Source organism: Robinsoniella peoriensis (assembly GCF_000797495.1).
Taxonomy (GTDB): domain Bacteria; phylum Bacillota; class Clostridia; order Lachnospirales; family Lachnospiraceae; genus Robinsoniella; species Robinsoniella peoriensis.
This window is the reverse complement of the sequence record NZ_JTGN01000010.1, coordinates 222,925-248,272: the sequence shown is the minus strand read 5'-3', so window position 1 is coordinate 248,272 and position 25,348 is coordinate 222,925. Positions and strand designations below refer to the sequence as shown.

Below are 25,348 nucleotides of genomic sequence, written 5' to 3'. Positions count from 1 at the left end.
CCCCTGAATCGTGCAAGCTGGCTTGTGCTATTCCTTAATCAGCAGTGTGAAAGCTGTGCTATATCTTAATCAGCAGTGTGAAAGCGATTTTCTTTCACACTTGTCCCCCTGAATCGTGCTGCTTATTGTGGTAAATACTCGTTGGAAAAACCGTATCCTGCAGGAATTTCTTTATCTGCCAGCTTGTTTTCATTAAGCCAGCCATAAAACCCATCCCATCTTGCCGCATCGATATATCCCCAGCTCTTTGCATCCGACTGATATTGGTCCTTTAAATATTCCTGGCTCGCCTGAACCAGTTTGCTGTCCAATTCCGGTGCTGCCTTGCAGAGAATATCCGCCGCACCAGCCGGGTCCTTAATGGCATCCTCATATCCCTTTGCCAGAGCCGACATAAATGCCTTTGCTGCATCCGTATTATCTTTCAGAAAATCATTATTGGCTACAATAACAGGGGTATAATAATCAAATACCGGGTTGATATCCTTAAATGCGAAATAATCTGTTGGCAGGTCATTTACCTCTGTAGCAATACCACCCCACGCATAATATACCCATATAGCATCCACCTGTTTTGATTTCAGAGCAGTCACTTCATCTGTTACTGTGCTTGGAATCAGTTTCACTTTACTGAAATCACCGCCATCCTGCTCTACTACATTTGCAATCATCGCTTTTTCTACCGGTAGATCCCAGGTAGCATAAACATGGTCTTCCATCCCTTTGGGTGCGTCCATGCCTTCCCCTTTTCTGGAAATAATTCCGGATGTATTATGCTGGATCACAGCTGCAACTGCCGTTACCGGAAGCGGATCTTCCCTTGCAAATGCAGGAGCCAGCGAATCCTGGAAATCCACGCCAAACTGTGCTTTTCCGGAAGCAACAAGTGCCGTAGCACCATCTTCCGGAGGCTGTACAATCTCAACTTCCAGACCGGCTTCCTCAAAATATCCCTTTTCCTGAGCTACATAGAGTCCGGTATGGTTGGTATTTGGTGTCCAGTCCAGTACAAATGTGAGCTTTGTCTTTTCTCCTGCTGTTTTTGCCTGGCTCTCTGACTGCGCTTCTCCGCCGTCTTCTGCCGTACTGTCCTTTTGTGCTGCAGGATTTTCTGTCTCTACAGCTTGTGTATCACCGGATGCACCGGTTATTTCTCCTTTTGACGCACTGGTTCCGCAGCCTGCCAGAGCCATAACCATAGTCAGGCTTAACGTAACCGCCAATAAATTCTTTTTCATTTGTATTCTCCTCTAAATTCTCTGTTTCAAATATATTCACTAATCGAATTACATTCACTGTTGCAAATATTTGCAAATGTTTTTACTATTTATAAATCACATTTTTTTCATGTATTATTCTAAATGATCCCAAGGCATCAACTTCTTGCGCAGTATTGTTACCAGCCACATCAGAACCAGACTAATTGCTGATATCAGAAAAATTACTGCAAACATTTTATCAAAAGAATAAGCACTCCGCACCCGGGTCATGTATACTCCAAGCCCCTGAAATCCACCCAGCCATTCCGCAATCACTGCTCCCACTACAGAATAAGAGACTGAAATTTTAAGACTTGTAAAAAAATTGCCCAACGCACCGGGAAGTTTCACATAGCGAAAAATCTGTCCCTGGCTTGCCCCCATGGATCTCATAAGATTCATGGTATCTTTATCCGCCGCCCGGAAACCTTCTAAAAGTCCCACTGCAATCGGGAAAAAAGTTACGATTACAATCAATGTAACTTTCGGCGCAACATCATATCCCATCCACAATACTAAAAGCGGTGCAATGGCAATTGTAGGGATCGTCTGGGTAATCACCATGATCGGATAAAATGCCTTATACACCCCTTCAAAACGATCCATCAACACCGCAGCCAGAAATCCGGTCAATATGCCGATTCCCAGACCCAGAAAAGCCTCAATCAGCGTTGTCCCCAAATGCATCATCAATAAGTTGAAATCACTTACAAATGCTTTGATGACAGCCACCGGCGACGGCAGCATAAAAGAAGGCACCAGTTCAAATGATGATGCCGCCTGCCATAAAACAAGCAAAGCCAGGATCGCACTGATACAATAAAGCTTACTGGTGATGCTTTGTAACTTTCTTTTCAATCGTAAGTACATCTCCTTCCGGCTTATAGGAAACTTTAATATATGCCGCAACAGACGGTGCACCTGCGCGTATTGCAATGTGCTGGCATTCTTTGATAATATCCATTAACTCATCATAATCACCTTCGATTGCAGTCTCAAAAGGTCCTACATAATAATTTAAACCCGTGCTTTTAATATACGCAATAACTTCATCTACAATACGGATTAATTCCTCATCATTTTTTGCTTTCGGTAAAGTTTGGATCGCTACACTTGCATTCATCTTTCATTTCTCCATTTCTTATATTATTATTTTATATAAAACAAAAACCCTATCTACTCGATAGGGTTTTATCAATCAGCTGCAATTTATCTAAAGTTCCGAAAACTGCTCCATTGGTATATTTCCCTACGCTGGTATGATCCAGATCAGGTTATGGGTCTAAACATTGGTGTAGTTTACTCTCAGCCGGGTTCTCCCGACTCCCCTTATTTCTTGTTGCTTTTATAATTATTATTTGCTGCTTAAATATTTTTCAATATTGTTCATAGCTTCCTGCTCATCGCTGCCTTCTACAATGACATTAACATTTTCACCTGCTACCAGGCCCAAAGTCATCATACCCATTATACTCTTAGCATTCACTTTCTTGTCACCACATTCTACATGGATATCGCTCTCATACTGGCTTGCCACCTGCACCAAAAGTGCTACCGGTCTTGCTTCCAATCCACTTGGAATCTGAATTGTGATAGGTTTTTTAATCATAATGTTTCTCCTCCTTGTTCTCTCTTAGCTCATCCGCTAAATTGCTTAATTTTCTCAATCTATGATTTACTCCTGATTTTCCAACTTGAGGTGTTAACAACATTCCCAATTCCTTTAGTGTCGCATCCGGCTGGGCTAACCGTAGTTCTGCCATTTCAGCCAATCCTTCGGACAGACTCTCAAATCCTGCCGTTGACTGAATATACTTGATATCTTCTATTTGTTTTACTGCCGCGCTGACTGTTTTATGAATATTAGCCGTCTCGCAATTAACCTTTCGGTTCACCTCGTTGCGCATGTCCTTCAAAATCCGGACATTCTCTAAATTCATAAGTGCCACATGTGCCTCCATGATATTCAATATATCGACTATTTGTGCGCCTTCTTTTATATAGACAACATAATATTTCTTTCTGGCTACGATTTTGGCATCCAGATCGAAACTATTAATAATCGCCTGCAGCTGTTCTGCCTTATGTATGGTCGTGCAGACAATTTCAAAATGATAAAACTTCTGCGGATCACTGATCGAACCTGCTGCCAGAAAAGCGCCTCTGATAAATGCCCTTTTACAGCATGTGTTCTGAATCACCATATTATTCACTATGGAAAGATTTTCTTCTACTTCCATATCCTTATTCAGGAGCTTGGCAGCCTTCAAAATCATAAGTGAATCTTCGTGTCGTTTTACCAAAACCATATACACGCGGCTTTTTCTTACAGACACATTCTGTCTGATAGAAACCTCCGTCTCTATATTAAAGGTTTTTCTCAATAAAGTAAAGTACTTTCTTGCGACTGCGATATTTTCTGTCTGGATTCTTACACTGTATTTGTCTTTGCTGGAGATGGATATACCACCGCACATACTTATGATTGCGGTAATTTCTGCAATTTGGCAATGTCTCGCGCTGCTGGACTGTCTTGATAATTCTTCTTTGACATCGCTTGAAAAAGACATAACACACCCTCTTATCTATTAATATCCCTGTGTTCTATTTTCAGTCCGTATTCATCCTTGGGACCAAGGGTTTCGAACAGCCTGTTTGCCAATGTTACTGAACGGTGTTTCCCTCCCGTACAGCCAATGCTGATAACCAACTGGTTTTTTCCTTCTATAATGTAATTCGGTATGAGAAATTCTACCATATCGGTCAGTTTATTCAAAAATTCATGTGCTATGTCATATCCCATAACATAGTCCTGTACTTCCCTGTCATTTCCGGTCTTGTGCTTTAACTCTTCAATATAGAAAGGATTTGGCAGAAAGCGTACATCAAATACCAGATCTGAATCACTTGGTATCCCATATTTAAAGCCGAAGGATAAAATAGTAATCATGATATTTTTAAATTCCTGGTTTTGCACAAATATCTTATCCAGTTCCAGCTTCAGCTCCCTGGTCAGCAGCTGACTGGTATCCAGGATATAATCCGCATGCTGTTTTAAGAAAACCAGCTGTTCCCGCTCTGCGGCAATTCCCTTATCAATTCTGCCGTTTTTTGCAAGTGGATGGGCTCTTCTGGTTTCCTTGTAACGTTTCACAAGAACTGCATCTGCCGCATCCAGAAAGAGGATCTCATAATGGAATCCTTCTATTACCATTGACTCCAAAACATGTTCCAGTTCCTTTAATGCCCTGCCGTTTCGCACATCTACGCCCATTGCCACTTTATTTATCTCGTTTCCCGGTGTACAGGCCAGTTCTGCAAACTTACGCAGGAGCTGTATCGGCAGATTATCTACACAAAAATAACCAACATCCTCCAGCATCTTAAGCGCCGTACTTTTACCTGCTCCGGACATTCCCGTAACAATTACGAATCTCATCCTTAGAATTCTCCTAATCTTTTCACTTCCGGCTCTAATGTCACACCGAACTGTTCTTTCACACGTCCGGTAACTTCATCCATCAGTGCCACAATGTCTCTGGCAGAAGCATTCCCTTTATTAATCACAAATCCACAATGCTTTTCTGAAACCTGAGCATCTCCAACGGAAAATCCTCTCAGTCCTGCATCCATAATCAGCTTTCCGGCAAAATACCCTTCCGGCCGTTTAAACGTACTGCCGGCGCTGGGGTACTCCAGAGGCTGTTTTGTAACTCTTTTATTTTTCAATTCTTCCATGAGGCTTCGGATCTGGTCCGGATCACCTTTTTTTAATTCAAGACTTACTTCCAATACAATATCATTCTGTCTGGCTACCAGACTGGTTCGATACCCTAACTGAAGTTCCTGATTTGACAGCTTTTGAATGCTGCCTTCCTGTGTCATGACCGTGGCAGAAAGAATTACATCTTTCATTTCTCCGCCATAGGCACCTGCGTTCATAACTACCGCACCACCGATTGTTCCAGGAATCCCTGATGCAAATTCAAATCCGGTAAGTCCTGCATCTAAAGCTTTCTTAGCTACTTTCGACAATAAAGCCCCGGACTTTGCAGTGATCTGCGTTCCTTCTATTATAATATCACTGTAATTCTTAAAAATTTGAATAATGACTCCGCGATAACCTTTGTCACCCACCAAAAGATTACTGCCGTTTCCCAAAACATAAAACGGCTCTCCGGTGTTCTTACACACCTGCACCACACGTCCAATTTCATCTTTGGAATGAGGCAATACATAAAAATCTGCCGGACCTCCAATTCGGAAAGTGGTATGTTTCTTCATTTCTTCATCTACATGTACATTGTCACTTCCGACAATCTCACACAACTGATTATACAAATCCTGATTCACTTTTTACCCCTAATCTGTTTTTATATCCAGTACCATATATACCCTTAAACCGGAAAAATAGACCAGCAATTTGACCGGCTGCCCGGTATCGTTGTACCGATTTATAAAAGTCATTTTATTTGGCCTGTACTTTACTCCCTATAATACAATAAAGAGGGCTTTATTTCAAGCCCTCTTTTTGATGGATTTCTCTTACTATGTGAATTTTACAGAAATATATTCTATCATTAAGTACTTTTAAATGTTCTCCTTGATACAATAAATGCAATCTATAAACACTAAGTAATACGGAGTAAATTTATCAGACTATTTATAAGATCCCACTGGCCCGAATACTCTCCACAATCTCCTCTATCCGCTCCACATTCTCCACCAGGGCAAATCTCACATATCCTTCACCCAAAGTTCCAAAGCTGCTGCCCGGTACACAGATGACGCCGGATTTTTCCATCAGTTCCATTACAAATTCATTCGAATCTGTATAACCATCCGGCAATGGCGCCCATACAAACATTGTGCCCTCACTGTCTGGCACATTCCAGCCGATGCTGCGAAGTCCGCCGCAAAGCGCCTGATTTCTTTTTTCATATTCCCGGCACTGCTCTTCTACCATATAAAACGGTCCATTCAGTGCTGCCGCTGCCCCATACTGAACAGGCAGAAATACACCGTAATCGATCTGGGTTCTGACCGCCCGGAATTTCTCGATAATTTTTTTATTTCCAATGGCAAAGGACATTCTGGCACCGGTGTAGTTAAATGATTTAGATAGGGAATAAAATTCAACACCTACTTCTTTTGCCCCTTCAAACTGCAAAAAGGAACCTCCTTTTCTTCCGCCATAAATGATATCGGAATAGGCATTGTCATGTAAGATTACAATTTCATACTTTCTGGCAAATGCGATCAGCTCTTCATAAAAACTGTCAGGAGCAACTGCGCAGACCGGATTTGCCGGATAATTTACTACCATAAATTTTGCGGCTTTTGCTGTTTCTTCCGGAATTTCATCCAGCCGGGGTAAAAAATTATTTTCTTTGTATAATGGATACTGTATTGTCTTTGCATCGCATAGGGATGGACCAATATTGAATATAGGATATCCAGGATTCGGAACCAGCACCACATCCTGGGGGTTGCACAATGTCCATGCAAAATGTGCCATTCCTTCCTGGGATCCATTCATGGACATAATTTCATCCGCTTCCAGCGCAACCTGGAATCTTTTTTGGTAGAAGTCCTGTACAGCCTGTATAAGCTGCGGAATATCTACCAGGGCATATTTGTAGTTGTCCGGGTCTTTTGCAGCCTCAGATACGGCTTCTATGATGTGTGGAGCGGTTTTAAAGTCCGGTGTACCTACCGAAAGATTATATATTTTCTTTCCCTGCCTGATTAACTCTTCCTTTTTTTCATTGAGCACGGCAAATATTCCCGCTTGAAACATATTTGACTTATTGGAAAATGTAATATTCATAACGTTTTTAACCCTCTTTTCTCCGATGTATGTGACACTACTTAACTAATTTACCTGATTAGCTTTTATTTGTTCATTTTCAATAAATTTATGGTTCAAATACACATGCAGTATCTGCTGTATATTTGAACCATATTATTTTTACTCTTATACTTACTTCGTTTTTGCTCAGGTTCTCCTATAAACGCATTACCTTATTCATAGCCAGATGCTAATGAAGACTTATTTACTTTCTTTATATTCCGGTTTCCCTGCAGACTCATTGCTTTCTTCATATTCAGATTCATCACCCGCTGGCTCATAGTTTTCCTCATACTCAGATTCATCACCTTCAGGCTCATAGTCTTCCTCATATTCAGATTCATCACCCACAGGCTCATAGTTTTCCTCATACTCAGATTCATCAACTGCTGGCTCATAGTCTTCCTCATATTCAGTTCCATCACCCGCTGGCTCATAGTTTTCCTCATACTCAGATTCATCAACTACAGGCTCATAGTCTTCCTCATATTCAGATTTATTACCTGCAGACTCATAGTCTTCCTCATACTCAGATTCTCCTGCAGTCCCATATCTTGTTTCATACTCAGATTTTCCTGAATCCTCATAACTTTCTCCAAACCCAGATTCTTCGTAAGCTCCAGTCATACCTTGATAATCATTTTCATAATCTTCATCATAATCATCGTCATCGATATCTTCTTCTTCGCTTTCAGCTATTATGCCTTTTTTCCTTCTGCTTCTTCCTTCCAGCATAATTGTAACCATAAACAGAACAATGCTGGCAATGCTGATAAAGCTTCCGGACCATAATCCTTCCGGCGTAAAGTCCATAGTAATCTCGTGTGCGCCCTCATTCAGGTCAAATCCCATGAGCGCGGTACCAACAGCATACGTTTCGATTTCTTTTCCATCCACCATTACTTTCCAGCCGGTATCATATGGAATGGAGGTAAGCAGGGTTCCTGCTGTTTTCACATCGATATTGCCTCTTATTTTTCCATCTTCCGCCGTTGTTACATTCATCTGGTTTGCTGAAAGTTTTTCATACATCTTCGCATAATCTTCATCCTTGCAGGTATAGACACGGACTCCAACCGGATTTTCGTTTCCTTCTTTATAAGTGATGGTCACGTTAGCTTTGCCATCCTCGGTTACTCTTCCCAGATCAAAGAGATTGGTATTATAACCGTTAATCGTCTTCTCATACTGCGGAGTCTTGATCACCAGTTTTTCCACATTGGAGGTCATTTCCAGATAGGTCTGTTCGCCCGGGTACAGACGGATAATATATGTGGGACCTTCTTCAATGTCGTACTCTTCTCTCAAAGTATACATCGGATCACTGCCCGTAGCCAATCCGGCAAACTGATCCTGGATTTCCATAGGAACCAGCCCTTCAATCTGCCAGTCCTTAATGGCTGAATCCACCATAAAGCCTAGTGACAGTGCATTTTCATTTTTATAAAGGGCCAGTGGCTCTTCATAACCGACGCGGTTCATATTATAAAGAGTATCTGAATCGGCTTTGGAAACCAGATAACGGACTCCAAATACATCATTAAACAATTTTGTCATACCGTTATAGCCATTCTTATTTGTGCGGGCTTCCATACCAATACCTTTGCACATATTTACCGTAGCAGCCGGCATTGTGGATGAAAACAGCACTACACCATTACCGCCCATGAACATCGTTTCATTACGCATTCTCTGACTGTCAATTTCACTTCGGTAGAAATCTTTATCTCCCTGCTCCGCCATTAATTTCTTATAGGCACTCTGCTCATCCAGATAAGTACTTCTTCCAACAGTACCATTACTGCAGACACCATAGATTCCCATTGTGATCATCTCCGCCAGCATAACACCCAGAATCACGTTCTGTACAACCACCGCCCGAAGTTTCATAAAGCGGTAGAGCAATAACAGGATACTGTAAATCACAAGCAGTCCCAGCGTTACCAGATAAACATACATATCTCGTTCCCCGGCTTTTGTAATCATGCAGTATACCACAAATCCAATGGGCACAAGACAGGATATTATAATTTTGACTGCATGCATATTTTTCACATGGGTGAAAGCTTCATACCCCATGATCAGAATTAAGCAGATATAAATAAATGAAAAACGGTTAGGCAGACCATTCTGAGTATGGAATCCATGCCATATAAAGTTAAGCATATTGAAATTAAAACTCAGCACCAAAAGTGCACAGAGCAGAATTTTTGAAATTCGTTCCCGCAGGCTCACCTTTTTATCCAGCAGATAAAGTACTACCAGGATCAGTATAATGACGCCGCAGTAAGCATTTACCCCAGCCTGGTCGTCCGCAATGTTGATAGGCTCCACAAAGGCAAAATGGCTGGTGAGCTGATCGATGGTGCTGGTGAAGAACTTGATCTTATCCGGAAATCCATTGTCATCCATGGATTCTGTAATTCCCAGCGCCTTATATGCCGGCATCAGAACAAGCGCTGCCATTCCACCGCTGAGCAGTGCATACCAGGCAAAGTTAATTCCGGATTTAAAAAATGCCTTGATGGTAAATCTCTTTGCTGCGATCCACTGTACCAGAAAATATAGACAGGAAAATAAACACAGCATAAATCCGATATAATAATTACAATAAAGCCCCAGGAACAGTGAAAGACCAAAGGTCCTTCCGCTTTCCCCTTTTACAATCCGTTCAATGCCGAGCATGACAATAGGAAGAAGGGCAATGCTGTCCAGCCACATCAAATTGAAATAATATCCAATCATAAAGCTGCTGAGGGCATACATTACGGCAAACACTACCGGAGTAAAATTCTTCCCTTTATTGCGCGTGGTTAAGTAATATCCAAAACATCCCCCGCATAAAGCGATCTTGATAATGATCAGGTAAGCCATCACATCCATCATATTCCTTGCCGGGAATAATACGATCAGGAAATTCAGCGGGCTTGCCAGATAATAAGCATACGTTGCCCAGAAATTATATCCCAGACCTCCGCCAAAAGAATAAAGTAAAGACTCACTGGCAGCAAGCTTGTCATGAAAATCCGTAAAAAACGGGAGATACTGATGCAGGGAATCAATAATCAACACACCATGATCCCCAAACGGAAATACTCCATTCGCAATGTATGCAATCAGCATAACAATTGCCGGAATTCCCGCAGATGCAATGACACACCATTTCTTTGTCCTGCGGATCTTCAATTCTTTTTCCGTCAATTCAGAAATATCCTTTTTTTCTTTAAATACAAACGCTTTGCTGAAAACATAATTTAATACTAATACTACAACCTGAATTACCAGCTTGGCTATTAAATCATTCATGCCCCAGACACAGCTCAGCAGGACGACCCCAAATACTTCAATATACATGGTCAAAAGCCGCATTCCTACAAACTGCGCACATTCTTTAATGACTTCCCAAACGGTATTTCGCTTACTCTCAAATACAAAGATTTTGTTTACCACATAGGCAAAAGCAATTGCCAGCAATATGGAAATAAAGTTGGCTATAGTAATGTCGATGCCCAATACTGTACGCATAAGCGTATAAGAAACCAGGTTAACGAGTGTGGTACATCCGCCAAAGAAAATGTAACGGACCGCCTGATTTTTAAACAATTTTTTTATCCAGTTCATTTTGCACTCCTCATTTAAAATACTGTCGTGTTAAGTATAGCTTTTGATATTTGAAAAATCAACCATAATTGTGTGAAATCCCCTTAAAACTTCCTTAACATGGAAAGGAACAAAAAGGTCCCTCCCTTCTTATTTGATCCGGATTCCCTTCTGCATCCAGAAGGAATAAAGAATTTTCTCCTTCACCTTTTTCCGGGTCATACGCTCCAATGCCCGGGCATAGCAGTCCAGCTGGATCTTATATTTATCCACCAGTATTTCGGCATGGTCATCCGGTACATAATCCGTCTTATAGTCAACCAGAATTATTGCCTCATCTTCGTAAAAAAATGCATCAATGATACCCTGAATCAATACAATTTCTTCATTATCCTCAGGCATATCGCAGGCCGGATTGTGATACTGCCCGGGTAAACGGCCTGAAAGTGCTCTTATTTCAGATGCCGGAACCCCCAGTACAAACTGTTGTTCCCGGTACAGATTCCCCTTCTGTTCGGCCTTTGCCATCCGTTTTCCCAGAACCGAATTGGCAAAGCGGACCATCTTCCTTTTATCAATCAGATCTATTTCCTCCCCGGTCATCTTTCCTTCTTCCAGGAGCCGTTCAATCTGTTCATCCAGTTTCTTACCGCTGGAAGCTGCGGCAAAGTCCAGTTCCTCTAAAAGTTTATGATATGCCGTACCACGTACTGCTCCGGGTACTTCGGTTTTCTGCTGCATAAACCGGGGTATGAAAGGAACAATATCCGGTTCTTCGTAAATAGAAAATTCTTCTTCCCCCATACTCAGCAGATTATCCATTGACTGACTGTATTTTTTAAGTTCGGAAACCGTAATTTTACCATGAATATCCGCATCCTGTTCATAGGGATATAACGGATCCATACGCATATTCAAGGCTTCCAGCTGTTCTTCACTCAGCATCCGGTGTCCCCGTTCCAAAAGTTCTTCTTTGGAAACTTTAATTGCCATTTGATGAGCCGCCTCTCTCGTGACCAGCTCTTTCACCGGACATACCCGGATGGAAAAGTATGCTTCTTTTTGATACAGCTCATGTGCCGGGTTATTGGTAAACCCATAGGCTTCCAAAAGCTCCCGGGCGGACTTGTGACGCATAAGTGCAGGCATCACCCAGTCCAGATAGGCAGATGCACCTGATAACTCGGTAAAAGATAGTTTTTCCTCTTCCCTGCGGCAGATCTGGCTCCATTTTTTTATCTTATCGGCGATCCTGGTTACTGCACCGGTCATAATCAGCTTTTCTTTTGCTCTTGTGAAAGCCACATACAATACACGCAGCTCTTCTCCCAGGTTCTCATTGATGGTTTCCCTCTGTATGGTTTTCTTCAAAAGGGTCGGGCTTTTTACACGGAGAACGGGATCAATATAATCACAGCCAATTCCAAGCTCCGGATGCAGCAGCACTCTGCTCCTGCTGTCCTGCTGGTTAAATGTCTTGCCCATTCCTCCTGCAAACACAATCGGAAACTCCAGTCCCTTACTTTTATGGATACTCATTATACGGACCGTATCTTCCTGTTCCCCCACAGTGCTCGCCTCGCCGTAATCTACATTGTATTTCTGTAAATTCTCGATATACCGGATAAAGTTAAACAACCCCCGGTAGCTGGTAGTCTCATAGGTCATGGCTTTCTCCACCAGCATTTTCAGATTTGCAGTCCGCTGTTCTCCTCCAGGCATTGCAGCTGCATAGTCCCCGTATCCGGTGATCTCCAGCACCTGCCACAAAAGTTCATGCATAGGTGTATAGGGTACCAGCATACGGAAATGATCCAGAATTTCGAAAAATTTCTTTAACTTTTCTTTCAGGAAAGAATGATCATTGTCCTCTTCTGCTGTCTCAGCTGCATACAGCCTGCAGCATTCGTAAAATGGCATATCCGGGTTTGCACTTTTTATAGCCGCCAGTTCCCTGGCATCCAGTCCTCCAATCGGAGACTTCAGAACTGCCGCCATGGGAATTTCCTGTCTTGGATTGTCTGCAATCTTCAGAAATGCCAGGATCGTCTGTATCTCAACCGTTGAAAAATATCCGGTCTGTGATCCGGTATATGCCGGTATTCCCTGACTTTCTAAAACTCTTGCAAAAGAATCCGCCCATCCTGAAATGGTACGCAAAAGAATCACAATATCCCCATATCTGGCTTTTCGGTAAATTCCGGTAGATTTATCCAGCACTTCTTCTTTTCCAACAATCTCCAGAATGCGGTTGCCAATGGCTCTGGCTTCCAGTTCTCTGGCATTCTCTTCTACATCCTCTACTACCTCATCCAACGTATCCAGATCTACCAGGAGCATCTCCGTATTCGTAAAATCATCCACCTCATTTTGCTTTTCGGGAAAATCTGCGCCCGGATAAAGGGCCGCATCTGCATCGTACTGGATATTTCCAAGATATCTTGCCATAATCTGCTCAAAGATATAGTTTACACTGACCAATACCTGGCTTCTGCTTCGGAAATTCTTATGCAGGTCAATCCTCTGGCATATATTGTCAGTGACAGGATACGTATCATATTTTTCCATAAACAATTCCGGCCTTGCCAGTCGGAACCGGTAAATACTCTGCTTGACATCCCCTACCATAAAAATATTATATTTTCCCAAACATTTCTTAGATATGCTGGTCAGGATCAATTCCTGGACCAGGTTGCTGTCCTGGTATTCATCAATCAGAATTTCTTCATAATGTTCTGCCAGATCCTTTGCAGTCTGTGTAGGCACCGCTTCCCCTTCCTTATCCTCTACGAGAATATCTAGGGCAAAATGTTCCAGATCACTAAAATCTACCACGTTTTTTTCTCTTTTTTTCTGTGCATAACGCTCCGTAAATTCACATGCCAGATCAATCAGAACGCCCATGACTTCCCGGCTTTCCTGCATATCGGAAATCACGGATTCTAAATCACCAAAAAAGTACTGCTCCTGCAGTCCCTTCAGGCTTTTTTTCACCTGTTCCCGGATTGCTTTTACCTGTTCTTTCTTGTTTTCAGAGACAGCTTCATCCTTTTTTGTGGAGAGTCTGGCGTATTTACCCATTGCTGCAAATGCCTGTGCGTAATCCCGGTAATTATCTGCCTGACGTATCTTCCGGATCATCGCCTGATCCTGGCATAAAGCATCTTCATACATATAAGGTCCATCTTCCGCCCTGACAATGCGAAGTGCCTCTTCTGTCTTCTCTTCTATGTCCTTTAGCTGGCGCTTCAGGTTATCGGTTAATTTCTTCAGCCAGTCCGACTGCAAAAATTCTTCCGCAGATTCTATTTCATAAGCTTTCTTGCATTGCTGCAGCCATTTTTCCGGCCAGGGATAGCTCATAGAGAAATTGTAGAGTCCAAAAATCAGGTCTTCAATCCCCTGATCATTTTTTCCGGATGCATAGCATTCAATAAATTTCAGAAATGCCTCTTCCTTTTTCTCATAACAGTCTTCAATTAACTGCTCTGCCACATCTCTTTTTAAAAGCTTCAGCTCTCCTTCATCCGCTACACGGAATCCGGGATCCAGTCCGATTGCATGAAAATGATTACGGATAACATACTGGCAAAAGCTGTCAATAGTGGTAATCTGAGCATTATGCACCAGCGTAAGCTGGCGTTCCAAATGTACATCCAGAGGATTTTCTGCTGCTTTATTGTCCAGTGCCTTTGCAATACGTTCCCGCATCTCGCCTGCCGCCGCTTTAGTAAAGGTTACAATCAGCAGCTCATCGATATCCACCGGATGCTTTTTATCCGTTACCATGGTTACAATACGCTCCACCAGCACCGCAGTTTTACCTGAGCCCGCAGCCGCTGATACCAGAATATTACGATTTCTTAAGTCAATGACCTTTTGCTGGTCTTCGGTCCATGCTACTCCCATGCTTACCTTTCCTCACTTTCTGCTTCGGCTTGCGTCTGCCCGCTTATTTTTTTCCATATTTCGTCCGGCTTATATTCTTTTAAACGATTATAACGGGTGCCCGGTATTCTCACATCAAATCCGCAAATCTCCCGGTATATGCAGTAATCACAGGCGGTCTTGTCCTTTCGCTCATAGGGAAGAGCTTCCATGTGCCCGTCTACAATCTGTTTTCCAATCTCCGTAATCTTATCATTGACAAACTTAGAAATCTGTCCAAACTGTTCCCTGCTGGCAATACTGGATGCTTTCGAGGGACTGCCATCCTTATTATAGGAAACCGGTATAACGCTGGAATCTTTTCCAATCTGAGTATCCAGATTCTCAATGATTTCTCTGCGATCATTCACAAGTCCGTCCAGCCGGAGTTTTTTCAGGATTTTCTGATTAATGATTTCCTGCGTATCTCCCCCTTCACGGTCCAGCATGGGATCCTGCATGTTGTAATAGAAGATTCCCGCGGGTACAATTTCCTTATCTGGATAAATCCGCTGTTCCAGTTCCATTGCTGCATTGAGATAAACCACCAGCTGCAATTGGAGTCCATAATACAGTGCAACCAGATCAAAACTTGTATTTCCAGACTTATAATCGATTACCTTCACAAATACTTCATCCTCTTCCACCTTCACATCAGTCCGGTCAATCCTGCCACGAAGCTTCATCTTGTCCTCCTCTGTCAGCGCAATATTGACTGCTTCCAGATCCTCCACCATGGAGAAAGATACCTCGTAATTGCTGGGCACAAATGTCCCGGCTTTAATCTGTTCATGTAGTGCCCACACCGTGCGGCGCATAATGCGCTTCATCCGCTCGATGGCATATTCATTCCGCGCAGAGCTGTAGAGAATCTTTGCCCCATATTCAGAAGAAACTTCCTCTACCGTTTCTTCAATCATGGAATCCCTTATTTCTTCCGGCAGACTAAACCAGTTGTATTGGCTGTGTTCCACCTTTTTGGAAAACAGCTCGATCACCCGGTGAAAGATATTCCCCATATCCATCGGCCGGAACAGATAAGTTTCCCGCTCCTTTAAGTCCAGTCCATACATCAGAAAATGCGAAAATGCACAGGCTGCAAATCGTTCCAGTCTGGTTACGCTGTTTTCCAGCACACTTCCATAGAGGGAAGAAGCCACTGCCTTTGGAAGCCCTTCATCCTTCCGCTTATAAAATGCGGCATCCACCAGGCCTTCTATCTTCTTCCTGTAATTTTCATTCTGATTATACCAGTCAAACATCACCATCCATTCATCCACCGGCATGGGACATCCTTCCCTGATATTGCGCAGTCCCTCTATCAGATACGGAATTCCGCTGCCAGGTGATGCCACCCGGTCCAGCATGCTGTCGTACAGATCTTCATCCTTTTGGGGCACCGCCGGAAACAGTCTTGCCATATCATGCAGCACGTAAGAGGGACGGAGTGTCTTTCCATCTGAATCCACTTTGCTGTAAGACAAATACAGCCGGCTGGAAGGCTTTGTTAAATTCAGGTATAAATAAAACTTCTGCGTATACATATTTTCCCTTGCGGTAGGAGCCAGTTCCACACCGCTTAATTCCAGGGCATTTCGTTCCAGGTCAGATAATATCCCCCCCGTTCCTCCTGCTTTTGGCACCCAGCCATCATTAAGCCCTACAAAAAAGAGCGCCTTTATGGCTTTTAACCTCGTTCGCTCGATATCACCAACAACAACCTGATCTACCGCAGGGGGAATAATTCCTACCTTTGCTTCTTCAAAACCGGCATCCAGAATCTGAGCAAAATCCTTTAAGGATAAGCACTCCTCCCCCAGAAGTTCCACTAATTTATCCAGAAGATTCATCACAATCCCATAGATCTGACTGTATTCTTTTGCCATATCCAACCGGTTCTGCTCTTTGAATTCCTCTTCATAAATCGTTAGCTTACGCTGAATATCACAGGAAACAATAAACTCATACAAAGCCGCTGTACATTTGGTTACGGTTGCATTTTTATTTTTCAGCACCTTTGTAAATGGCACCAGCTTCTCCATAAGGGCTGCACGGATTTCGTTACACTGTTCTAACACCTGTTCATCATTTCGCTGGGTAACTTTTTCAAATGGTTTCTGCCATTTACCATACCCCCGCACACCTGCCGCCAGTATATAATTTTCCAGCAGATCCGTTTCCTCCCGTGACACATCACAAAGCCCGGTGCGCATCAGACGAAATACACTTTCATAGGAATAGTTTTTCTGCACCAGCTCCAAAGCCGCACGGATAAATTCTATGAAAGGATTTAACAAAATAGTCTTAGTCTCATCAATAAAACATGGAATCCGGCAGGCTTCAAAAACTTTACGGATATAACTGCTGTAAGCCGCCATATCTCCGGTGATTACAGCGATATCCTGATAGCGGTACCCTGCACCTGTAAGCTGCTTAATCGTGCGCGCCACAAAATTAGCCTCTTCCGTTGGATTTTTGGCATTGTGAATAGAAATTTCATCTATGGGGAACTCGTATTTCCCTCTCCTTCTCCGAAAAAGGTTCTGTTCCAGAAATCCCAGTACCGGGGTATCTTTAAAACGATAAACCTGCCCCTTTCCCAGTAAAACCGGATCTGATATCTCTACATGCTTTTCTTTTGCAATTTTAGTCAGGCTGCGGATCGTTTTCTTACTCAGATAAAAAAGCTCATGCTCTCCATAAATTTTAAAAGGATTTTCATTGGCATCCATAGTTATGGTCACCATGACCCTCTTTGCCAGCACCATAAGCCGCTCCAATAATTTTTGCTGAATCGGGGTAAATCCGGTAAAACCGTCCAATGCAAGTACGCTGCCCTTTAAAATCTCAGACCGGTCAGCCACCTGGCAAAGGGCTTCCAGCACTTCTTCTGCCGTAATATACTGCCCCTGCAGTTTTTCCCGGAATCCGGCATACAAAATACCCACATCCTGCAATTTATAATACAGCTGCTTTTTTTCTCCGGCAGAAGCGATCATCTGATCCATCTTATCCATGGTCACATCATATTGGGTCAGCTCCGATATCATAGATTTCATCTGAGTGATATAGCCAAGCTTATTTAAATGAGCTCCCAGCACCTGAAGTTCATCTTTTTTCTCGATTGCAACTTTACGCAGCAGCAGATTCTTCCCGGTCTCTTCCAGAACCGTACGTTTATCCGATCCCAGTTCCTCAAATATGCGGTACGCGAGTCTCTGAAAACTAAGCACATCTATATTCAAAATCCCTTTTCTGGGATGAAGGCTGACTAGCTCTTTCTGGGTCTGCATAGTAAACTGTTCCGGTACAATCACGATAAAATGCCCCTTTGGATCAGCGATAGAAGCTTCAATTACCTTATTATATAGTTCATAGGACTTTCCGCTTCCGGAATTTCCCAGGATTAATTGTAATGACATAAATAGACCCTCCAAGTTTCATTTATAGTCAATTCTAACCCGTCAGGCCGGTATTTGGCAACCTTTTTTCAAATACTATGGGAATTTTAAAATGGGTGCTAACACTACTTTGGATAATTCAAGGTTTAAATTTGGGTTTAGCTGATTAAGACGCTTTGTAGATGTAGGTAGTGTACGGAAAGAGAAGGGGACGGACCAGGACATTGGTTTGGAAGGCTTACCGCAGAACTGGCATTTTCTAACCTTCCCGGAGCACTTTTTGGCGGCACGCGGGCATTCGCTCCGAAATCCTGATGCATTTCGCAGCTCACTGCCCGCTTAGTATCCGATGGGAGCCAGTCGAATACCATCCGCCAAAAAGCACTTCGGGAAGGTAAGTAAATGCTCAGCTCTGCTATACGCCTTCCAAACCAATGTCCTGGTCCGCCCCCTTCTCTTTCCGAGATAGCATTCGTTGATACAAAGCTGGTTTTCTCAGCATGATGGAACCCTGGGGTTGTGGCATGCTGGACGTTATTGGCATAAAGCTAATGATGTCAAGCAACTGATCTTGAGAACGGGATTTGTTTTTCTTTCTGTGATCAGAAAAAGAAGTAGACTTTCATCTTCTTTTACGAATAAACAGCCAAAAATATACTGCGTTCCATCCAATAAAGAACAGACAGCTTAAACCCCAGGGCATCTATCATGCTGAAAACGATTAGCATAAAGCAACTGAAACTGAACTTATCACCGTAATTTGCTTCTTCATTCCAGAAAAAATAGCAAACTTTCATCTTCTTTTACGCATAAACAGCCGAAACATAATACGCTGCATCCAATAAAGAACAGCCAGCCACAGCCCAGGGGTTCCAACCTGCTGAGAAAACCAGCTTTGTGGCGTTAACATGAATCTCGGAAAGATGGGGGTGGGTAACTGATATGGGCGGAGGAAGCGTAGAGCAGAGCTGAGTATTTACTTAGCTTTGCGGAGTGTTTTTTGGCGGATAGTATTCGATTGGCTCCCATCGGATACTAAGCGGGCAGTGAGCTGCGAAATGCATCAGGATTTCGCAGCGAATGCCTGCGTGCCGCCAAAAAGCGCTCCGCAAAGGTTAGAAAATACCAGTTCTGCGGCAAGCTGACGGAGTCCATATCAGTTTCCCACCCCCATCTTTCCGTACACTACCTATCATATACAAAGCGTCCTTACTCAGCTAAACCCAAATTTATACGTAATAGTAACCCCTCTAAAACCTACTAGGCAGAAAAGGAAACAATTACACTAGTTGTCACTTTTTTGTCACTTAACACAGTTAATATGATATCATCAATACGGAAGGGAGTATTATAAATGGAAATACTGCGATGTAACAAACTTACGAAAACTTATGGAAATGAATCCAATAGGATTACTGCTCTGGACCACGTCAGCCTGGCTTTGGAAAAAGGAAGCTTCACGGCGATTATCGGGGCGTCAGGTTCTGGAAAATCCACACTTTTACACATGCTGGGAGGTGTAGACCGCCCTACCAGCGGTAATATCTACATTGAAGACACAGATATCTCAACGCTCAGCATGGAGCAGCTGGCGGTCTTTCGAAGACGTAAGGTGGGTCTAGTCTATCAGTTTTATAACCTGATTCCCACTCTGAATGTGCAGAAAAATATTTTGCTGCCAATACTGCTGGATGGAAAAAAACCAGATAAAAACAGATTTGAACAGATTGTCTCTTCCTTAGGGCTAACTGACCGTCTCACCCATCTGCCACAGGAATTATCCGGTGGACAGCAGCAGCGTGTGGCAATTGCTAGAAGCCTGATCTACCAGCCGGCGATCCTTCTTGCTGATGAACCCACGGGTAACCTGGACCGAAAAACTTCTGAAGAAACCATTGAATTGCTCAAGCTTTCCAACCGGCGATATGACCAGACGATACTTCTCATAACCCATGATGAAAAAACTGCCCTGCAGGCAGACCGGATCATCACACTGGAGGACGGTAAAATCTTACATGATGAGGTGGTGTCCTGATGAAAATATTACGTGAGTATGTCTGGGATACGGTCCGTAAGAACAAACGGACCAGCCTGGCAATCATAATCGCCCTGTTCTTAATGACCACACTTATGTCCTGCGTCTGTGGTTTCTTTTATACCATGTGGACAGATGCTATCACGCTTAGCAAATGGGAGAACGGAGACTGGCATGGGGAACTTTTTGATATTACTTATGGAAAAGATTTAGAACATATTGAAAACTATGCTTCCGTTTCCGCTGTCATGATAAAGGGAAACTGGGAAGTTGCCAGACTGGATGAAACCGGCAAGCGCAGCTATCTTATTACCCGGGGTGCCAACAATGAATATTGGGAGTCTATGTCCGAAAAAAATATTATCATCGAAGGTCAACGTCCCAGAAGTGAAAATGAAATCGCCTTATCAAAACAATATTTTGACAACCACCCTGAAATAAATATCGGCGATACCCTTACGCTGCCCGTCGGCAAACGTATCCTGGACGGAAAAATCCGCGTGGAAACAGAAGGCTTTGATGAGGATGAAACCTTCCGGCAGACCGGTACAAAAACTTATAAAATTGTCGGAAAAATGGATATGACCACCTCCTCTTCCGTTCCTGCATATACCGGCCTTGGATATCTGGATGAAAATTCCATACAGCCTGAAGATGAGATTACCGTATATCTTCGCTTTGATCCAATGAGAAAAACTTACGAAGAGCTTCCGGCACTTGCCGCATCCATCGGATATGAACCGGATGAATATGGAAAATATAATCTCAAATTTAATGGGGATCTGTTATCCAAGTACGCCATCTTCTCCAACGAACAATTAAGCTCTATGAATCAGCTTAGCGCATTGGCATTTCCGCTGATGATTCTGATAGTAGCCATAATGCTAGTGGGCCTGTTTGTATTGGTTATCCACAATGCTTTTGCACTTTCTGCAAACGAAAAGCTTTCCCAGCTTGGAACACTGGCCGGAATCGGGGCTTCTCCACGGCAGATTAAGTCCGCCGTAATTTCAGAAGCGCTGATTCTGACCATCTTCCCGCTGCCACTTGGGGTTATCTCCGGTTGGATATTGGATATGAAATTATTCCAGCTCATCAATACAAATAACGATATTGGCAGAACCGCCCCGGATATTGTTCTGACTTTTGGACTACCGGCAATCCTTCCCGCTATTCTCCTGTCCCTGCTGACCGTATGGCTTTCTGCGCTCATACCTGCACGCAAAATTGCGAAACTGCTTCCGGTGGAAGCCTTGAAACAGGACGGCAGAATAAAAAAGAAAAGATTACGGAAAAGCCGCATTACCAGCCGCCTCGGAATCACCGGTGAACTAGCTGCCAATGCAGTGTCTGCAAGGAAAAACTCCTATCGGACGGCAACGATCTCCCTGTGTCTTTCTTTCCTGCTGTTAACCGGATTTTTATATATTATTTCAACTCAGAAAGCAGCACAGAACATCTATCAATCCGGACTCGATAAGATTCGCCACATACAGTTTAACATTAGTGACGGCCGTACTCCGGATATGGAGGTTCTGGAAAAAATAAAACAAATTCCGGGAATCACCAAAACCGTCATTTTTGATAAACTTCCCTGCGCCACCTGGATAACCGAACAGGACGCATCTGATGATATAGAAACTTATTTTGGTGGTTATGATGAAATTGTTTCCAGAAAAAAATATTCTCCCATTGAAAGAGACGGCAAATTTAGAATTTCCACCACAGTAATTGGGTTGGAAGAAGACAGCTTTATAGACTATTGCAATGAACTGAGTATTGACCCAAAACCTTATCTGGAAGACTCTTCCAAGGCTATCTTCTATAATTATACGGAAGACCCGGATGTAAGTACCAGAAAAAAAAGTGTCCTGCGGGAACTCTTAAATCTGCGTTTGGGCCAGGAGCTCACTTTTACGGAAAAGGCATACGATGAGGATACCGGAGACTTTACCTTCAACCTTACTGCCGGTCTATTGGCAGAGAAGCTGCCGAATATCGATCTCAGACTTTCCAGATTCACACTAGCAGCAATCATGCCTATGGATCATGTTTTAGAAATCGGTGCCTCCTGCAGCAGCAAACGACAGTCAACAGCGAACAGTGTCAACACTCTGCTCCTGACAGACAATAATGGCGGCATCTCTTACCCCTTAATTCAGAAAGTATCTGCAGAGGTGGAAAACCTTCTTACCCGCTATTATGGAACCGGAGACTACCTGATCACTGACCTTGCCATGATGCAGGAAATGGATGAATCAGAAATTAAAGTAATGAATCTGATCGTTGCCTTTCTCACAGGTCTTTTAGCTGTGATCGGATTGTCAAATGTATGGGCAAGCATCTCGGGAAATCTTCGACAGCGAAGAAAAGAATTCGGTATGTTAAAATCCGCGGGCCTTTCACCCCGGCAGTTTTGGAAAATGTTATTTCTCGAAGGAATCACCCTTGGACTCAAGCCTCTGCTCTTAAGCATACCTTTCCAGGTAATCATATTGACCTTATTTCTTTATATCAATGAGGTTACTTTGCTGGAATATCTGCCTTATGCACCGTTTGCAGCCATTCTTGGCTACACGGTCTTAATCTTACTGGCAATTATAAGCGCCTACTTTATAGGAGGGCAGAGAATACAAAAAGATAATATTATCACTGCTGTAAAAGATGACACGATATAAGTGATATCTGCCGATCATCTATCAGCGTTTAACAGCAGTTCGTTTTCACACATAAAACCGAAGCCGGAAACGGGCATGTCCATCAGAAGTATTTTCTGCGTAGATATGTCCGTTTTGCCTTTCAATAATCAGTCTGGCAAGTGCAAGCCCGATTCCTGCACTGTCCTTTGATGCATCTTCACCCCGGTAAAACCGCTCAAACAAATGGGGAAGATCTTTCTTGGAAAACCCGGAGCCGCTGTCAACAATCTGTAGTTCTGCATAAAGCGGGTTCTTCTCATAAGATACCTGTATGGCTCCTTTTTCCGGTGTATGTTCCACACAATTTTTTAATACGTTCAGAAGTGCTTCACTGGTCCACTGCATGTCTGTCACAATCCAGGATGGCGGCCCCCCTGGTTTTCCGCATTTTACTTCCAGTGAAATTTTTTTACGATTCATCATTTCCAGAAGAGGTTCTGATGCTGCATTGATTAAATCAGAGACCTCCACCTGACTTGGTTCAAAGGCAATGACATGGGAGTCCAGCTTTGCCAGAATTAAAAGCCCGGATACCAGTTTTTGAAGCCGTTTCGCCTGATTTTTCAAATGTACCAGATATTCTTTCGTTTCCTCCGTCTGATAGTCTTCCAAAAGTTCAGTCATCAAAGACATGGAGGTCAAAGGTGTTTTTAACTGATGGGCGATATCTGCAATTCGCTCTGACAGTACCTGATGGTCCTGTACCGCCGTTTCCTTCGTACACTTTAATTCCAATACCGTTTTATAAATCTCATCCTCCAGCTGGGAAAAGCAGTCTTCCATCCGTGGGAGTGTCTTTGCCTCTCCATAATTTATGGCTTTCAGATATTCTGTTAACTCCTGTATTCTGATCTCCAGCTTAATTTCTTTTCTTCTCTTTTTCATTAACAGAATCCCCCCGATACCTTCAAAAAGTCCGATACCTATGAATGAGGTTAATAACATATGATCACCTATTTTACCCAGAGGGCGGTAACCGTATTTCCCCAAATATGCTCTGCCCGCGCTTCTTTGTTCCTTTGAAGCCCGTTTAAGTCCTGCCTGCAGGGAATCGTTTTGCAGCACAGAGCCCACCAGGTCTGCCGTCATATGATATTCATGTACTGTCAAATATGCAGCCATCAGCAAGCCTGTCAGAATGCCAGGAATCAGCCAAAGCAAACATGTTCTTAATAATGCTCTGCACCCTGGACTCATGGTATAATTTCCTCCATTCGGTATCCAATTCCACGTATTGTTAAAATATGACTGGTGTTTTTTAATTTTTCACGCAGACGTTTCATAGTAACCGTCAAAGTATTGTCATTGACAAAGTTTCCTTCCGAATCCCACAACTTCTCAAGGATAAGATTCCGCGGAAGTGTTCTGCCTTTGTTCTCCATGAGAACCAGAAGCAAACGGTATTCCAGTGCTGAAAGAGCGATGTTTTCTCCTTTCAGCACTGCCTGCATCTTTTCCTTATCGATTCGGATATCTCCGCAGGCAATCCATTCTTTGCCGTCTTCCGGCACTCTCCTTAAAACCGCTGCAATCCGCGATTCCAGCACAGCAATATGGAAAGGCTTCGTAATATAATCATCTGCCCCCATATCCAGTCCTTTTGTGATATCTGCCACCTCGTCACGGACAGTTAAAAAGATAATGCTGGTATTCCCCTGTTCCCTTACCCATTTGCAGAACCCGTACCCATTACCATCCGGAAGATTGAGATCCAGTAACACCAGTTGAAATCCCTGGTGAAACTCCTTTTTCGCTTTTTCCAAAGTCTCACAATGCGTAACCGCATAGCCCTTTCGGGAAAGGGCTGCTTTGATTCCGAATGCGATTGTTTCATCATCTTCTAGTAGTAATATATTTGTCATTTTATTTACCTGCGGCTTTCTGGATCTTTATCTTATTTCTGATGTTTAATTAAGTTTTCTAAGTTTGTTTATGACGATAATTCTTTTCTTCTTTTCTACAAGTATACTATAGTTTGACGCATTTTCCAATCTGCAAAGTTTCTAAGCCTGTTTTTAACTGTATTTTCTGGCATGTTGGGATATTGTAAACATCAAAACGAAATATCTGCTGAAATAAACTGCTAAGTTGAGCATGCTGATTGTTTGTAATAATGATTTTCAGACACGTTATAGGTGCATTAACATATATTTATATAAATCTGGGATATCTTGAATTGCCACATCACATATTTTTTTATATGTTTTTTCATCCAATAAATCTTTTGCTCTGACAAATTTTTTGTTTAATTCATCGAAATTATCTTTTTCTACTTTATATATAATTTCTGGTTTAATAGAATAATTGTACCTAGAACCAATACTTTTTTTTAATACCCACTTTAATTTTCCTTTATAAGACTCTAAAACATTCGAAATCTCTATATAAGATTCATCACTTGAACTACTTTCTTCTAAATAAAATGTCACATTAGCTACATTACTATAAATATTTTTTTTGTCATACATTTCCCACCTTATTTGTTTAACATTATACTTTTTAAATAAGAGTTCTGGTATGGCACATGTATAATCTAACATATTAACTCGCATTCCTTTCATTTCGCTAAACATGAA

Annotated in this window: 16 protein-coding genes and 1 riboswitch; of the genes, 2 read left to right on the top strand and 14 right to left on the bottom strand. The window is 42.6% G+C overall.

Annotation, left to right across the window (positions count from 1 at the left end; translation table 11 throughout):
* Window positions 1–122: 122 nt before the first annotated feature.
* The 11 genes from QR40_RS20285 to addB form a co-directional block, all read right to left on the bottom strand.
* Window positions 123–1,238 (bottom strand): ABC transporter substrate-binding protein, encoded by a 1,116-nt coding sequence (locus QR40_RS20285; protein WP_044296549.1) that lies wholly within the window; start codon window positions 1,236–1,238, stop codon window positions 123–125.
* 114 nt (window positions 1,239–1,352) lie between these two features.
* On the bottom strand, window positions 1,353–2,117 hold the full coding sequence (locus tag QR40_RS20280; RefSeq protein ID WP_027296737.1) for an ABC transporter permease: 765 nt from the start codon (window positions 2,115–2,117) through the stop codon (window positions 1,353–1,355).
* Window positions 2,086–2,382 carry a thiamine-binding protein gene (locus QR40_RS20275; protein WP_044296548.1) on the bottom strand — a complete coding sequence of 99 codons (297 nt, stop codon included), beginning with the start codon at window positions 2,380–2,382 and terminating at the stop codon, window positions 2,086–2,088. Before QR40_RS20275 ends, QR40_RS20280 begins: the two co-directional genes overlap by 32 nt.
* Window positions 2,383–2,488: 106 nt before the next feature.
* Window positions 2,489–2,599, bottom strand: a riboswitch (TPP riboswitch).
* 14 nt (window positions 2,600–2,613) lie between these two features.
* On the bottom strand, window positions 2,614–2,868 hold the full coding sequence (locus QR40_RS20270) for an HPr family phosphocarrier protein (RefSeq protein ID WP_027296735.1): 255 nt from the start codon (window positions 2,866–2,868) through the stop codon (window positions 2,614–2,616).
* A complete protein-coding gene (gene whiA / locus QR40_RS20265) occupies window positions 2,861–3,829 on the bottom strand; it encodes a DNA-binding protein WhiA (protein WP_027296734.1) in 969 nt (322 codons plus the stop codon). The genes QR40_RS20270 and whiA overlap by 8 nt, the downstream gene beginning before the upstream one ends.
* Window positions 3,830–3,840: 11 nt before the next feature.
* Window positions 3,841–4,698: an RNase adapter RapZ gene (gene rapZ / locus QR40_RS20260; protein WP_027296733.1), complete on the bottom strand. Its 858-nt coding sequence runs from the start codon at window positions 4,696–4,698 to the stop codon at window positions 3,841–3,843.
* Between the two features lie 2 nt (window positions 4,699–4,700).
* Window positions 4,701–5,612 carry a UDP-N-acetylmuramate dehydrogenase gene (murB, locus tag QR40_RS20255; protein ID WP_027296732.1) on the bottom strand — a complete coding sequence of 304 codons (912 nt, stop codon included), beginning with the start codon at window positions 5,610–5,612 and terminating at the stop codon, window positions 4,701–4,703.
* A 310-nt stretch (window positions 5,613–5,922) separates the two neighbouring features.
* Window positions 5,923–7,089 carry an aminotransferase class I/II-fold pyridoxal phosphate-dependent enzyme gene (locus QR40_RS20250; RefSeq protein ID WP_044296547.1) on the bottom strand — a complete coding sequence of 389 codons (1,167 nt, stop codon included), beginning with the start codon at window positions 7,087–7,089 and terminating at the stop codon, window positions 5,923–5,925.
* Between the two features lie 222 nt (window positions 7,090–7,311).
* Complete coding sequence (locus QR40_RS20245; protein WP_044296546.1) at window positions 7,312–10,731, bottom strand: GtrA family protein; 3,420 nt, start codon at window positions 10,729–10,731, stop codon at window positions 7,312–7,314.
* A gap of 129 nt (window positions 10,732–10,860) precedes the next feature.
* On the bottom strand, window positions 10,861–14,619 hold the full coding sequence (gene addA / locus QR40_RS20240; RefSeq protein WP_044296545.1) for a helicase-exonuclease AddAB subunit AddA: 3,759 nt from the start codon (window positions 14,617–14,619) through the stop codon (window positions 10,861–10,863).
* Window positions 14,620–14,621: 2 nt separating this feature from the next.
* Complete coding sequence (gene addB / locus QR40_RS20235; protein WP_044296544.1) at window positions 14,622–18,059, bottom strand: helicase-exonuclease AddAB subunit AddB; 3,438 nt, start codon at window positions 18,057–18,059, stop codon at window positions 14,622–14,624.
* A 1,333-nt stretch (window positions 18,060–19,392) separates the two neighbouring features.
* On the opposite strand from addB, the gene QR40_RS20230 reads away from it, so the two are divergent.
* Entirely contained in the window at window positions 19,393–20,073 is a 681-nt protein-coding gene (locus QR40_RS20230) for an ABC transporter ATP-binding protein (RefSeq protein ID WP_027296726.1), read from the top strand.
* Window positions 20,073–22,751, top strand: a complete 2,679-nt coding sequence (locus tag QR40_RS20225) for an ABC transporter permease (RefSeq protein WP_044296543.1) — start codon at window positions 20,073–20,075, stop codon at window positions 22,749–22,751. The genes QR40_RS20230 and QR40_RS20225 overlap by 1 nt, the downstream gene beginning before the upstream one ends.
* Before the next feature lie 45 nt (window positions 22,752–22,796).
* Here QR40_RS20225 and QR40_RS20220 read toward each other — a convergent pair whose 3' ends face one another.
* From QR40_RS20220 to QR40_RS20210, 3 genes are all read right to left on the bottom strand, one after another.
* Complete coding sequence (locus QR40_RS20220; RefSeq protein ID WP_242858568.1) at window positions 22,797–23,894, bottom strand: sensor histidine kinase; 1,098 nt, start codon at window positions 23,892–23,894, stop codon at window positions 22,797–22,799.
* A 71-nt stretch (window positions 23,895–23,965) separates the two neighbouring features.
* Entirely contained in the window at window positions 23,966–24,634 is a 669-nt protein-coding gene (locus QR40_RS20215; protein ID WP_044296541.1) for a response regulator transcription factor, read from the bottom strand.
* Window positions 24,635–24,901: 267 nt separating this feature from the next.
* Window positions 24,902–25,345: a hypothetical protein gene (locus tag QR40_RS20210; protein WP_138003721.1), complete on the bottom strand. Its 444-nt coding sequence runs from the start codon at window positions 25,343–25,345 to the stop codon at window positions 24,902–24,904.
* Window positions 25,346–25,348 lie beyond the last annotated feature (3 nt).